This window comes from Lewinella sp. LCG006, assembly GCF_040784935.1.
GTDB lineage: Bacteria > Bacteroidota > Bacteroidia > Chitinophagales > Saprospiraceae > Lewinella.
Window position 1 is genome coordinate 5,062,534 of record NZ_CP160680.1, and the last position, 12,061, is coordinate 5,074,594.

Consider the following 12,061-nt stretch of genomic DNA (forward strand, 5'->3'; position numbering starts at 1 on the left):
GATTTAAAACCGAAGCAAACTTTCATGCAAGCAGCACAACAATATATCAAAGACAACCAAGATCGTTTTCTTAATGAATTACTCGACTTATTGAGAATTCCTAGTGTTAGCGCAGATCCAGCATTTAAAGAAGATGTTAAGCGGACCGCAGTTTCTGTAGCCGATCACTTGAAAAAAGCGGGAGCAGATCAGGTAGAAATTATTCCTACTGCCGGCCATCCCATCGTTTACGGAGAGAAAATCATCGACAAAAGCCTACCCACCGTCATGGTCTACGGCCACTACGATGTTCAGCCGGCTGATCCCATCGACTTGTGGGATAGTGGCCCCTTTGATCCTGTTGTGAAGAAAACGGCTGCCCATCCACAGGGAGCGATTTATGCACGTGGCTCGTGTGACGATAAAGGTCAAATGTTTATGCACGTCAAAGCCTTCGAGGCTATGATGGCGACCAATACGCTTCCTTGTAATATCAAATTCATGATTGAAGGAGAAGAAGAAGTGGGGTCTGAGCATTTAGGTCATTTTTTGGAGACCAACAAAGAGAAACTGGCCTGTGATGTGATCCTGATTTCTGATACCAGTATCATCGATAACGATACGCCAAGTATTACTACCGGATTGCGCGGGCTGAGTTACGTGGAAGTAGAAGTAGTAGGACCTAACCGTGATCTCCACTCTGGTGTTTATGGTGGTGCCGTTGGTAACCCCATTAACGTACTTTGTGAAATGATTGCCAGCATGATGGATGGCGATAAGCACATCACTATCCCCGGCTTTTACGACGATGTAGAAATCGTATCTACAGAAGAGCGTATTGAAATGAACAAGGCGCCTTTCAATTTGGAGAATTACAAGAAGGACTTAAATGTCAAGGCGGTTCGAGGAGAAGCAGGCTACACCACGGCAGAGCGTACCAGCATTCGCCCAACGCTAGATGTGAATGGCATCTGGGGGGGCTATATCGGCGAAGGTGCTAAAACGGTACTGCCCAGCAAAGCCTACGCAAAAATCAGTATGCGTTTGGTGCCAAACCAGTCACCAGACAAAATTACCCAGCTCTTTAAGTCTTACTTTGAGAGTATCGCCCCACCCGAGGTGAAAGTAACAGTTAAGCCTCACCACGGTGGTGAGCCAGTGGTTACACCTACGGATACGCCTGAATATCAAGCGGCACATCAAGCCATGGAAAAAACTTTCGGTAAAGCACCCATTCCCAAGCGGGAAGGGGGAAGTATTCCTATTGTTGCCCTTTTTGAGTCGGTATTGGGCGTGAAAAGCGTTCTCATGGGCTTTGGTCTTGATAGCGATGCCATCCATTCACCCAACGAGCATTATGGCCTTTTTAACTATTACAAAGGTATCGAAACGATTCCTTACTACTATCAGTATTACACGGCTTTGAAGTCGTAAGAGATATTTGTTTTACCAAAAAAGATCTACAGCTCCTTAGGATCGAATTTAAAACCCGATCCTAAGGAGCGTGCTGCTATTTCCCCCTTCCGATTTCCGACTTCTGCTTACGCCTAAAACTTATCTCCGCTTAGGCACCCAAGCCCAGCACACCTCACACAGAACGGGTTCTTCGCCACTTTCATCGGTGACTTTCACCTGGATGACAACGTCTCCTTTTTCGGTGTTCATGATGTGTTGTTGTTGGTCTTCACTCAGGCTTGCTTCGGCTTGCATGCGGCCTTCTGATCGGCGTACAAACTTGGTATTCATGTATTTCAGCAGCGGAATTTTATCATCGGGCACATTCATGCCTAGCACCATTCCTGTAGCAGTTTCAGCGAGTAGCATCATGGCAGCAGCATGGATTTGGCCGATATGATTGCGAACTTTGGGCCGGTTTTTCATACTGACGATGACTTTATCCCGAGTCATCAGATCATAAGATATACCTGCGGTGCCTGTGAATTTCACAATTCGCCCTACAGCAAAGGAAAGTAGCCAGGTAGGGTATGCTTTTAGTTGATTTACTGTACGTTCTAACCGATTCATGGTGATTGTTTTCTAAGAATTTTGGTAATATCTGCTCAGGACATCTTCGGCAGGCTTGCCAAAAGGCGTGTAGCCGCGTCCACGGCTTTCGTCGTGGTCAAGATCGCTAGACCATTTCCACCAGAAGAATCCCTGCAACCAGTCTTTTCCTTCGCAAGCGGCTAGCATCGCCGCGTAGGAACGCGCTTGCGCCTGGTGGTCAATGGCACGGTCGCCAGCCTCGGCGTGGGGCTGTACCCAAGGTGCTGTGGCACTGCGATAGCCAATTTCCGTAAGCCATACCGGACGGTCTGCACGTTGGGAAATTGTCTCCATTTTAGCCACAACTCGCTCAGCTCCCTTTTCCAAATCTGCATCAGTAGCCGTTTCGTTTTTGTCAAGCGGATAATAACAATTGATGCCAATGAAATCCAAAGCATCCCAAAAAGTCAACGCTTCACATTCTTCGCCCCAATTGGCCGCATAGGTGAGAGAGCCCGTGTATATTTTGCGGATCGCTTGAATCAATTTTCTCCATTCTGCTGGTTTTTTCAGAGTGGCATATCTTAGTTCTGTACCGATGCAATAGGCGTCGAAATCATACATTTCCGCGAGTAAAGCATAGTGGATAGCCCATCGACCGTAATGGGTGAAAAATGTCTGCCAATCCTTCTCTTTTTCGAAAGTAACGTCGCCTGGCCAGCTACCTCCTCCCAACCATATTTGAGGTTTAAGCAAGGTAAACTGCCCTAGTGATTGAGCGGAAAGATGAGCGAATAATACGGCTTCATCATTTTCTCCACCAGCATTTTGGGACACAGGTATAGGATCTGGCCGGTGGGCATCCGCCATGAAACTATAAGGAACTATGGCCACGGCCTCAATGCCAATTTGCTTCATAATGGTAAGCGACTGACGGGCACGAGCACTGCCATAACCATTGTAAATCCGATAACCCTCGTGAGCCAATGTGAAGCCATTGAGGCGATGTACAGGATTCGTTTTGGGGGTTATTTGCCGCTGGGGATAATTTTGTTTGATCCAAGCGTTCCAGTCGTTGAAGAGATCGGTTCGCGGGATGGGGATTCCATTTTTGTACTCGACTAAAAAGGCTTCTTTCCCCTGTGTTTGCAAGCGATAATCCACCCAGGCTGCCGCCGCCAGCTGACCAATTAGCGGAGCGAGTTCTTGGCGGTCGTTGTCACTGAAGAGTAATTCGAAAGAGGGGAGTGCACCCGCTTCAGCCAGAGATCTTACCCAGCTGCGCCAGCTAGAGCCCCTGATGGTATCTACCCACTGAAAGGCCAAACCTTGTTCGTACCAGGGGTAATACGCCTGCCCCAAGGCTTCTCGCAGCCAAGGTTGGTATTGTACGCCCCATTCCTCTCCTTGGAAATTTCTATTGATAACCAGACGGCAAACTTTACCATCATCAGAAAGATCGGCCTGTTTCATGGATTTGGTCCTCAGTGCTTTACGCTCGACGCTGGGATATAGCTTGATGTTTAGTGGCGAAAGCGAAGAAACGCCAGTAAAATTTTTAATGGCCAGCTGGGCCTTGTCAAGGGTGCTAAGCCAAGCAGCTGTTGGTGCATTGGCCGCATCGAAAGCCTGGAGGTGGGCACTTTGGGTTTGCCAGCTGTCTTCGGGGGTAAGTGGAAATTCAAAGTGAATTTGTTTGTCCATGACCCAGGTGCTATCGTTGAAATAGCCTTGCTGCAAAACATTTCCGGAACGTTGAGCTTCGTAGCCCCAACCCGACCAAAGCAGTGAGCGTATCCCCTGTGTCAAGCGTTCCGTAAGGTGCGTTTGAATAACAGCATCTTCCTTCGCCCAAATGAGGTGCATGGGCAAAGTATCTTGCCAATAACTGGGTAGATAAGTCAGTTGCAACAGATCTTGTTCTTGATCTAGCTTCAAGGCACCCAATTGCGCGTAAGTGTCCTCAAAATGTACTGCCGGTAAGTTGTTGAGATATGTGCTGACTTCAGAGGGTAGATGTTTGCCAATCAGCATTAAAGGGTACTTTCGTAAAAGGCTATCAGGTACTTTTTCGTAGTCAAATACCTTGAGTTCAATTCCGCGAAAAGTCTTCTCTTCCAGCGGGCGGAGTATTTTTTCGTAAGCAGCATGCTCTTTTTGCCCTTCAGCTTGGTAGACAACTAGCCATGCGCCACTGTTCCAGGCTGCTCGCTGCAACTGCTGACGATGAGGGAATTGGTCTAGAGTGGAAATGCTCTTTTCTGCACGAAAAAATTGTTGTCCTAAAAATAAAGAAGTTATCAATGCAAAAAGACCTATAAATAGACGAAACATGGAGCTTGTTTTGATCAGTGGGTGAAGTTCCTATAAATATAACAAGCTTTGAGCCAGCTTAGTAGTTATTCTATATGAAAATGGACAGATTCTATCCTTGTTTTTGACAAACTACCAGCCAATAGTCGAAGATGAGCCCCTTTTTCCAGGTCAACTGTTGTTTTATTTCCCAACCTCTGCTGGCTAAAGCTTGTTGGTAATCTTCTCGGTCGTGCTGATGGGGGTGCAAGACATCCCCGGGTAAATACCGGAACAATAACTTCAACAAGCGATGACGATGAACGTCAATGCCGAGTACGAGTGTTCCTGTATGCTTGGTGAGTTCGGAGAGTTTATCAAGGCCTTGTTCCCAGTTGGCGACGTGGTTGATGGCGTTGAGGCAGAAGGTGATGTCGTAGGGCTGTGTTTCGAGAAAGGTTTCAATGGGGGAAGTGCGAAAATTTGTCCAAGGGTAGTCTTCGGGGGAGAAATGAGGCAATTGCTCGGTGTATTGGTCCAAGAGTGGATCTACCGCATCTACTTGGTGGTTAGCCAGGATCATAAAAACACCAGCGGGCCCACATCCAGCATCCAATATGCGTTGTTTCTCGGGGAAACTTAATGTTAAAGCAGCAAACAGCCGTTGCCAGTAGGCTTTTTTTTGCTGATGGTAGGCAGCCACCTCCTGATGGCGTAGGTAGTTTTGCCACCAACGAATTTCTAGCCACTGTGCGATTCGCCAGCGAAGTGTAGGCTTACTATTCATAGGTGCTAAGGTAAGAGCTTGTTGATAAAGTGACGAAGTAATTTTTTGCCCAATACTAATTGCCTATCTTTCGCCAAGTTAAAAATAACAAGTTACTATGGTGTTCTCCATTGGAACAAAGGTGAGATTGATCCATACCGGTGATGAAGGTGTGGTGGATGAGTTATTGGAGTACGATTTGGTTGGCGTACGGCTAAGTGATGGAGAAGTAATTCCTGTGAGCATTGACGCTTTAGAGCGTTCCTCAGAGGTAGCAGCCTCTCGGGTGAAAGCCAAGATTGTGCAGGGAAAGAAAAAGGTAGAACCACTTCCTCTGCAAGCATTGCCTATAGACAGCCAGTACATGGTGCTTAAACCTCAGGGCTTGCAGTTGGCTTTTGATCCTGTTTTACGCGCAGACGGTACCACGGAATACTATCGAATATATTTGATCAACGATACCCAGCTGAACTTCCTTTACCAGTTGAGCTTGCACTTGGATAAACGTGGGGTTTGGAATACCCAAGGGCGGCTTGGCCCCCGTACTATGATTGAAACGGGTAACCTACAGTACAGTGAATTAAACAATAACGCAGAGGTACACATTGAAACATGGCGCTTGTTGCCCGACGGGAAAGGGACGGGTGGTAAACTTGCTCGTGAACTCAAACTGAAGCCTACACAGTTTTTTAAAAAAATTACAACAGCTCCCTATCTCAATCGGCAGGTCTATCTATATCAGCTTTTTACCCCAAAGGAGATGGCTGAGAAAGAAGCGTCACCCAAGCAGCTCCCTCCGAAAGAATCCCTACAACAATACACTTCGCGGGAAGCGAAAAGTAAAACCAGCAACTCAAAATGGTTTAACCTCCAGGAGATGCCCCATGAAGTTTGGGAGATGGCTGCCTTTAAAAATGAAATTGACCTGCACATTCAAAGCTTGGTAGAAGACCCCACCTCCGTACCGCGTAAACAAATATTGAGTACACAGCTTTTCCATTTTGAACGCTTCATGCGCGATGCGATCCGTATTGGGGTCGATAGGGTCTTCATTATCCATGGTGTCGGAGAAGGAAAATTGCGTGAGGCTGTCAATGCCCGCCTGTCAGAGATGCCAGAAGTGAAGTCATTTAAAAATGAATACCACGCTAGCTACGGCTACGGTGCCACGGAGGTACTGTTTTAGAGCTCATGAACTTCTACGGGAGCAGTCAATGCCCGGAATCTGGCTTCGTAGTCAGGATGATTGGTCCCTAGCCAGCGATCCCACCAGTTGAAGTAAAGGCTATAGTTACCCTTCGAATAATGGTGGTGCAAATTGTGATGGGTAGAGGTGTTTAGCCATTTTAATACAGGATGATCTACCCAACCAGCGGGGAATAATTCAAAGCCCAGGTGCCCCACAATATTCCAAGTGAGCGACCAGGTTGCAAAAGCAAAAAGTACGACAGGGTGTAGGGGCATTACCATAACAATCAGGGGTATAATGGCTATTTCAACCAGTGCTTCCAGTGGGTGAAACGCCAGGCTTGCCCATGGTGTAGGATTGTTGGAGCGGTGATGTGCCAGATGGAAAATTTTGAACAATCGTGGATGGTGCATCAAGCGATGCATCCAGTAGAAATAAGCATCATGAATAACGATAAGGACCAGAAAACTGAAGACCAGGTAGAAGATTCCATATTGGGAGCTGTCTGTATATACCTGTGACCAACCTGCTAGCTTTAGGCCATAAATTCCCAAGCCTACAAGTGCAAAAATTGCAGCAGTGAGTAAGGAGTGGACAACTTCATGACGTACCATGTGCCAACCAGGGAGTTTTTGTTGGATCTTTCTGTGGATAAAGCGGCGGCGCTTCCAACTGTAGAAAATCAAATACCCTAAGCCAGCCATAAAAGCGTATCTGGAAAAGATGAAAAAAGCGCTGATTAAAGCTCCTAATAACCAGCCAAATTGATCAATGAGGATGTGCATGAGATTTGGTTTTATGGGGTGAAAATGGGGGAGCCAGCTTTGGGATGGTACTGGCTCCCAATGAAGTGGGGTTATTAGAATAAATCCACGGTATAAGTATTGCCGTTGAAGATAATATTCGCCTGACCGTTGCCTAGGAATACAATGGTTCCGGTTTGTGAAAAACTGGAGGTGTTGTTAGCGGTGCCACTCAAGGTAAAGGTAGCTACACCACTGACGATTTGCTTTTCACCTTTATCGATGTTTAAATTATCCACTTCCAACAGTACGGTTGATACAAATGAATGCATGTCGCGAACCTTAGATTCCTGCGTGCCATTTCGTTCGTAACTGCCGCTGATAATGTAATTAGGTCCTGTGAGCAACGACTCCATCAGCCAGTTGCTCGTAGCCTCGTCTTCACTTAGCAGACGTTCTGTTTCATAGCTGCCATCCATCTGTCGGCCATAGAAAATGCTAATGGGGATATTGCCATTACAATTGAGCCCCCAGGTCAGCGCATTTTCGTAGGTTCCAGTGATCCAACTTTCGTTGATGTTGGTGATGAAAGTAGAGTCTGTCGTTTCACCGCAGGCGATGGTGGCCGTACTGGGTTCTAGTTCCTTTTCTGCGACGTAAGCCATTTCTACGGCTTCGGCAGTAGCACCCTCACTCTCGGTCACTAATGCAACACTGACGATGGCTAAAATTTCTTCTTCTTCAATAACCGCTGTTTCGGGTTCTTCCTCATTGTTTTCACAAGAAAAGAAGGTGAAAGCTGTAGAAAATAAAATCATTAAAGTGAAAAGAGACATCCAAGAATTTTTCATGGTTTTGGTTTTTTGATGTTTAAAAATTCCTTTCGGTTGATGTCACAAAAGTGTTGCGGCTGTGGAAGTTTGCCAAAACTGTTCAACATTCGGGTGCAGAATTTCAACGAATGGTCTACGGGAGGGGGCTGTACATTACATTGAAAATCTGCTGCCATTGGTTGAAAGGGGCTAGATCCGTGCCACAAAAAATCATTACTTTCGACTTATGGTAAACGAACAGGCCCATAAAGGCAACACCAATAATTTATTAAGGCTTTTACACCTTTGTGTATGGCTCTTTATTCTCGGACTCTCGTGGGCAGCTTTCATTAAGATGATGCCGTTGCCCGACAGCTTTTTTAGAGCAGTCTTAAATACTGGGTTATTAGCGGCCTTGTTTTACAGTATCGGCACTGCTTATAGTTTATATTATGAGCGGAGGGAGTATTGGAAATTTGGGGGGAGTCTTGTGGTAGTTTTTAGCATAATCACAATTATTCGCTACTACCTCAATCAACAGTTTTCTTACATGGAGAATGCTTCTCCTTATTATGAACCTAGCCCAGTATCCTTTTTTTTCGGTGCCATTGTCACTAATCTTACCACACTATTGAATAGCCTTTTGTACCAGTTGGTACGTTCGCGTATGCGCCTGAAGCAGCGTGAAACAGCATTGCTAGCAGAACAGCGGGAAGCAAAAATCCAATTCTTACGGGCTCAGATGAATCCTCATTTTCTCTTTAATACCCTCAATAATATCTACAGTTTAGCAGTGGTGAAATCTGAGAAGACAGCCCCTTTGGTCTTACGATTGAGTGATTTATTGCGCTATGTCATCTATGATGCTCAGCAGGAGGAAGTCGCTTTGGCAAAGGAAGTCAGGGTACTAGAAGAGTATATTGAACTGTTTCAGCTACAATTTGAGCATCAAAAGGATATTACATTCCATTACCAATTGCCTCGCAAAGGGTGCGTTATTGAACCATTACTGCTCATTCCTTTAGTAGAAAACTGTTTTAAACACAGCGACCTTACCGAAAATGAAAATGGATTTGTGCATCTTGATTTAGCGGTTAGCGAGGATGGATTGGTCTTCAAGGCAGAAAACACTTATAATCCTTTCCAGGTACAAAAGGATGACCAAGGTGGAGTAGGCTTAGAAAATATTCGGCGACGCCTCGTTTTGCAATATCCTGATCGGCATCGGTTAACCATAGAAAAGACAGATAACATTTTTAAAATAGAATTGGAGCTAGTTTTTGCACAACACTAACTATCATGAAACTTAATATACCACGCATACTATTAGTAGATGACGAATACCTGGCACTGAATCTATTAGAAGGATATGTTCAACAAGTGCCAGGAGCTAAACTGGTAGCTAAGTGCAAATCGGCCTTGGAGGCAATGGAGGTACTCCAACAGGAGGAGGTGGATATTCTATTTTTAGATATCCAAATGCCTTCGCTTAGTGGGCTTGATTTTCTGAAAAGCCTAGCTAAGCCTCCTGCTACGATATTTACTACAGCCTACCGTGACTACGCCGTAGATGCTTTTGCATTAAATGCCATTGATTATCTCGTAAAGCCCTTTTCGTTTTCTCGCTTCCTGCAAGCCTTAAACAAGGCTATTCAGTATCAACAAAAAGAACACACAGCGGCTGAGGGCGCAGAATATCTATCGATCAAAGTCGACGGAAAGTTGGTAAGGGTGAAAATTAGTGAGATTGTCTACGTAGAAGGTATGAAAGAATACGTGAGAATTGTTTGCAGTGACAACAAGTACGTCACCTTTGAGCGCATGAAAAACATGGAGGAAAGCTTGCCCACAAGTCAGTTTATGCGAGTTCATAAATCCTACCTTATTGCCCGCAATAAGGTAACGTCTATAGAAGGGAATATGCTCGAAGTAGCAGGTGCAAAAATTCCGGTAAGCAGAAACTTACGTAGTCAAATTATTGAAGAACTATTTACTTGACGGTAGGCATCTGGCAGTCTTCCTCTGGCTTCTTACCACAAACAGTACATTCTCCAACTTTAGATTTTAGCATCGGATTGTTGGTCGCACAAGTACCCCGGAATTCGTTACCCGTAACAATGTGACGGATGTTGATCAGGATAAAAGAAACGCCAAAAGTGACAAAGATGATGGCTAAAATAGACAGGAATTCCATGGTGTAAGATTAAGTTTCTTTTAAAACCCCTCCAGAGGGGCAAAAGTTCAGTATTTTTGTGGCCGCAAAAATACGAATTCTTATGAAACCCCAATTAGAAGCTTTCGATCGTTTACTTACTATCATGGACGAGTTGCGCGAACAGTGCCCCTGGGACCGTAAACAGACCATGGAGAGCCTTCGTAACCTGACCATTGAAGAAACTTATGAGTTGGCTGATGCTATCCTCGAGAAGGATCTGACGGGGGTAAAGGAAGAAATCGGTGACTTACTGCTACACATGGTTTTCTACGCAAAAATTGCGGACGAACAAAAAGCCTGGGACATTAGTGATGCGTTGCACGCTGTCTGTGACAAGCTAGTCAATCGGCACCCACACATCTACGGAGACGTAAAAGTAGAAGACGAGGAAGAAGTAAAAAGAAACTGGGAGCAGATCAAGCAAAAGGAAGGGAAAGGGAAAAGGTCGGTGTTAGGCGGGGTACCCAAATCGCTGCCCGCAATGGTAAAAGCCTACCGGATGCAAGATAAAACAAAGCAGGTAGGCTTTGAATGGGAAAACAGTGAGCAGGTGTGGGAAAAAGTAGAAGAAGAAATCGGCGAATTTAAAGAAGCGATGGCTACCACTGATGTGCAACACCAAGAGGAAGAGTTTGGTGATTTGCTGTTCAGCTTGATCAATTATGCGCGTTTTACGGGTATAGATCCGGAAACAGCATTAGAGCGAGTCAACCAAAAGTTTAAAAAGCGGTTTGAATATATTGAAGCTCATGCTGATCGTGATCTGACGGAAATGAGCTTGGCAGAAATGGACGCATTGTGGAATCAAGCAAAGGAGCAGTAAATCTTCTTTGCAAGCTCCTGCATATTTTTCTACCTTTGCGCCCCAACTACTTATTTTAGTAGCTTTTTAGCAGATTGACATCATTAGTTTATCTGCTTTCATCTTAAGAACTTATTACTTAGGCCAGAATATGAGGAAGATCGCACTAGATATTGTTGCCCTGTCTCACAGTGTTACCCAGTCTAATAATTATGCTGTGGTGCTAGGTGAAAGAGATGGTGCCCGTCGTTTGCCCATCGTTATTGGTGGCTTTGAGGCCCAGGCCATTGCTGTTGCAATTGAAGGTATGTTGCCCAATCGGCCACTGACGCATGACCTATTCAAGAATACATTAGATGTTTTTCATATTGATCTCAAGGAGGTCATTATCAATAACTTATTAGAAGGCATTTTCTATGCTCGGCTTATTTGCCTAAAGGATGGTGAGATCATAGAGATAGATTCTCGCACTTCTGATGCCTTAGCCTTAGCAGTCCGCTTCGGTTGTCCAATCCATACCTACGAGTTTATTTTAGATGCTGCTGGCGTAGAACTCCAGGATACAGATGATGATGACGATGATGATGCAATGGACGAGACTGGTTTCGGGGAAGCAGAAGACAAAACAGAGGAGACCAGGTTGACGGAAATGTCAGTAGAAGAACTACGGTCTGCTTTGGATGAAGTACTTGCGGCAGAAGATTACGAAAGCGCTGCTCGGATAAGAGACGAAATCAATAAGCGTAAGTAAGTTTATTCCTAAGTGATCAAATAAAAAAACGGTCGGTTAACAATATGTTGACCGACCGTTTTTTTATTCAGTTACCTGAAATTTATCCTTTATGTTGAACTACCTTTCGGATGACACCCGTGAAGGCTTCGAGTTCAATAAAGTACTCTCCAGCGGAGAAACTGCTAAAATCCAACTCGTAGATGGAGTTTACGGGAAGATCGAAAACATCCTCTTGCCACATCACTTGACCATTCGTACTCTTGACAACCACTTTGTTGACATTGAGTGCTAACTGTTCAAAATCGATGAAGTAAGTGTTGCTTTCTTGGTCAGCATAAATTGACCAATCATTGAACGCTAATTCTGGGGAAGAAGCGGAGGCACCAGCCAAAGGGCTTTTAGCCGTCATTTGAGCGGACAAGTCTGTTAGAAATACAAACGAAACAAGTCCGAAAAGAAGAAATAAACGATTCATGTTCTTGGATTAAAGACCAACTCTGGGATTTGCGGAAGCAAAGATATATTATTATTGTAAATAGCAGAG

Annotated in this window: 13 protein-coding genes; 6 read left to right on the forward strand and 7 right to left on the reverse strand. The window is 45.0% G+C overall.

Annotated elements, in window-relative coordinates; translation table 11 throughout:
* Positions 1–24 precede the first annotated feature (24 nt).
* Positions 25–1,413, forward strand: coding sequence for a dipeptidase (locus tag AB0L18_RS18100; protein WP_367388718.1), 1,389 nt, complete (start codon positions 25–27; stop codon positions 1,411–1,413).
* Between the two features lie 120 nt (positions 1,414–1,533).
* On the opposite strand, the gene AB0L18_RS18105 is transcribed toward AB0L18_RS18100, so the two are convergent.
* The 3 genes from AB0L18_RS18105 to AB0L18_RS18115 form a co-directional block, all read right to left on the reverse strand.
* Positions 1,534–2,004: a DUF4442 domain-containing protein gene (locus AB0L18_RS18105; RefSeq protein WP_367388719.1), complete on the reverse strand. Its 471-nt coding sequence runs from the start codon at positions 2,002–2,004 to the stop codon at positions 1,534–1,536.
* A 12-nt stretch (positions 2,005–2,016) separates the two neighbouring features.
* A complete protein-coding gene (locus AB0L18_RS18110) occupies positions 2,017–4,299 on the reverse strand; it encodes a hypothetical protein (RefSeq protein ID WP_367388720.1) in 2,283 nt (760 codons plus the stop codon).
* Positions 4,300–4,390: 91 nt separating this feature from the next.
* Positions 4,391–5,044 (reverse strand): class I SAM-dependent methyltransferase, encoded by a 654-nt coding sequence (locus AB0L18_RS18115; protein WP_367388721.1) that lies wholly within the window; start codon positions 5,042–5,044, stop codon positions 4,391–4,393.
* Positions 5,045–5,141: 97 nt separating this feature from the next.
* On the opposite strand from AB0L18_RS18115, the gene AB0L18_RS18120 reads away from it, so the two are divergent.
* On the forward strand, positions 5,142–6,209 hold the full coding sequence (locus AB0L18_RS18120; protein ID WP_367388722.1) for a DUF2027 domain-containing protein: 1,068 nt from the start codon (positions 5,142–5,144) through the stop codon (positions 6,207–6,209).
* On the opposite strand, the gene AB0L18_RS18125 is transcribed toward AB0L18_RS18120, so the two are convergent.
* A complete protein-coding gene (locus tag AB0L18_RS18125) occupies positions 6,206–6,997 on the reverse strand; it encodes a sterol desaturase family protein (RefSeq protein ID WP_367388723.1) in 792 nt (263 codons plus the stop codon). The genes AB0L18_RS18120 and AB0L18_RS18125 overlap by 4 nt on opposite strands.
* A 74-nt stretch (positions 6,998–7,071) precedes the next feature.
* A complete protein-coding gene (locus AB0L18_RS18130) occupies positions 7,072–7,806 on the reverse strand; it encodes a hypothetical protein (RefSeq protein WP_367388724.1) in 735 nt (244 codons plus the stop codon).
* Positions 7,807–8,014: 208 nt separating this feature from the next.
* On the opposite strand from AB0L18_RS18130, the gene AB0L18_RS18135 reads away from it, so the two are divergent.
* Entirely contained in the window at positions 8,015–9,061 is a 1,047-nt protein-coding gene (locus tag AB0L18_RS18135) for a sensor histidine kinase (protein WP_367388725.1), read from the forward strand.
* Between the two features lie 5 nt (positions 9,062–9,066).
* Complete coding sequence (locus AB0L18_RS18140; RefSeq protein ID WP_367388726.1) at positions 9,067–9,765, forward strand: LytR/AlgR family response regulator transcription factor; 699 nt, start codon at positions 9,067–9,069, stop codon at positions 9,763–9,765.
* Here the strand turns inward: AB0L18_RS18140 and AB0L18_RS18145 are convergent.
* Positions 9,758–9,961 (reverse strand): hypothetical protein, encoded by a 204-nt coding sequence (locus AB0L18_RS18145; protein ID WP_367388727.1) that lies wholly within the window; start codon positions 9,959–9,961, stop codon positions 9,758–9,760. The genes AB0L18_RS18140 and AB0L18_RS18145 overlap by 8 nt on opposite strands.
* An 82-nt stretch (positions 9,962–10,043) precedes the next feature.
* Between AB0L18_RS18145 and mazG the strand changes: the two genes are divergently transcribed.
* Both mazG and AB0L18_RS18155 read left to right on the forward strand, forming a co-directional pair.
* A complete protein-coding gene (mazG, locus tag AB0L18_RS18150; RefSeq protein WP_367388728.1) occupies positions 10,044–10,805 on the forward strand; it encodes a nucleoside triphosphate pyrophosphohydrolase in 762 nt (253 codons plus the stop codon).
* A 130-nt stretch (positions 10,806–10,935) separates the two neighbouring features.
* Positions 10,936–11,535, forward strand: a complete 600-nt coding sequence (locus tag AB0L18_RS18155; RefSeq protein ID WP_367388729.1) for a bifunctional nuclease domain-containing protein — start codon at positions 10,936–10,938, stop codon at positions 11,533–11,535.
* Between the two features lie 82 nt (positions 11,536–11,617).
* Here the strand turns inward: AB0L18_RS18155 and AB0L18_RS18160 are convergent, their stop codons facing one another.
* On the reverse strand, positions 11,618–11,992 hold the full coding sequence (locus tag AB0L18_RS18160; RefSeq protein ID WP_367388730.1) for a hypothetical protein: 375 nt from the start codon (positions 11,990–11,992) through the stop codon (positions 11,618–11,620).
* Positions 11,993–12,061 lie beyond the last annotated feature (69 nt).

Bases quoted from the DNA above. Each gene is read 5' to 3' on its own strand.
- AB0L18_RS18100 (WP_367388718.1), top strand. From the start codon at position 25: ATGCAAGCAGCACAACAATATATCAAAGACAACCAAGATCGTTTTCTT.
- AB0L18_RS18105 (WP_367388719.1), bottom strand. From the start codon at position 2,004: ATGAATCGGTTAGAACGTACAGTAAATCAACTAAAAGCATACCCTACC.
- AB0L18_RS18110 (WP_367388720.1), bottom strand. From the start codon at position 4,299: ATGTTTCGTCTATTTATAGGTCTTTTTGCATTGATAACTTCTTTATTT.
- AB0L18_RS18115 (WP_367388721.1), bottom strand. From the start codon at position 5,044: ATGAATAGTAAGCCTACACTTCGCTGGCGAATCGCACAGTGGCTAGAA.
- AB0L18_RS18120 (WP_367388722.1), top strand. From the start codon at position 5,142: ATGGTGTTCTCCATTGGAACAAAGGTGAGATTGATCCATACCGGTGAT.
- AB0L18_RS18125 (WP_367388723.1), bottom strand. From the start codon at position 6,997: ATGCACATCCTCATTGATCAATTTGGCTGGTTATTAGGAGCTTTAATC.
- AB0L18_RS18130 (WP_367388724.1), bottom strand. From the start codon at position 7,806: ATGAAAAATTCTTGGATGTCTCTTTTCACTTTAATGATTTTATTTTCT.
- AB0L18_RS18135 (WP_367388725.1), top strand. From the start codon at position 8,015: ATGGTAAACGAACAGGCCCATAAAGGCAACACCAATAATTTATTAAGG.
- AB0L18_RS18140 (WP_367388726.1), top strand. From the start codon at position 9,067: ATGAAACTTAATATACCACGCATACTATTAGTAGATGACGAATACCTG.
- AB0L18_RS18145 (WP_367388727.1), bottom strand. From the start codon at position 9,961: ATGGAATTCCTGTCTATTTTAGCCATCATCTTTGTCACTTTTGGCGTT.
- mazG (WP_367388728.1), top strand. From the start codon at position 10,044: ATGAAACCCCAATTAGAAGCTTTCGATCGTTTACTTACTATCATGGAC.
- AB0L18_RS18155 (WP_367388729.1), top strand. From the start codon at position 10,936: ATGAGGAAGATCGCACTAGATATTGTTGCCCTGTCTCACAGTGTTACC.
- AB0L18_RS18160 (WP_367388730.1), bottom strand. From the start codon at position 11,992: ATGAATCGTTTATTTCTTCTTTTCGGACTTGTTTCGTTTGTATTTCTA.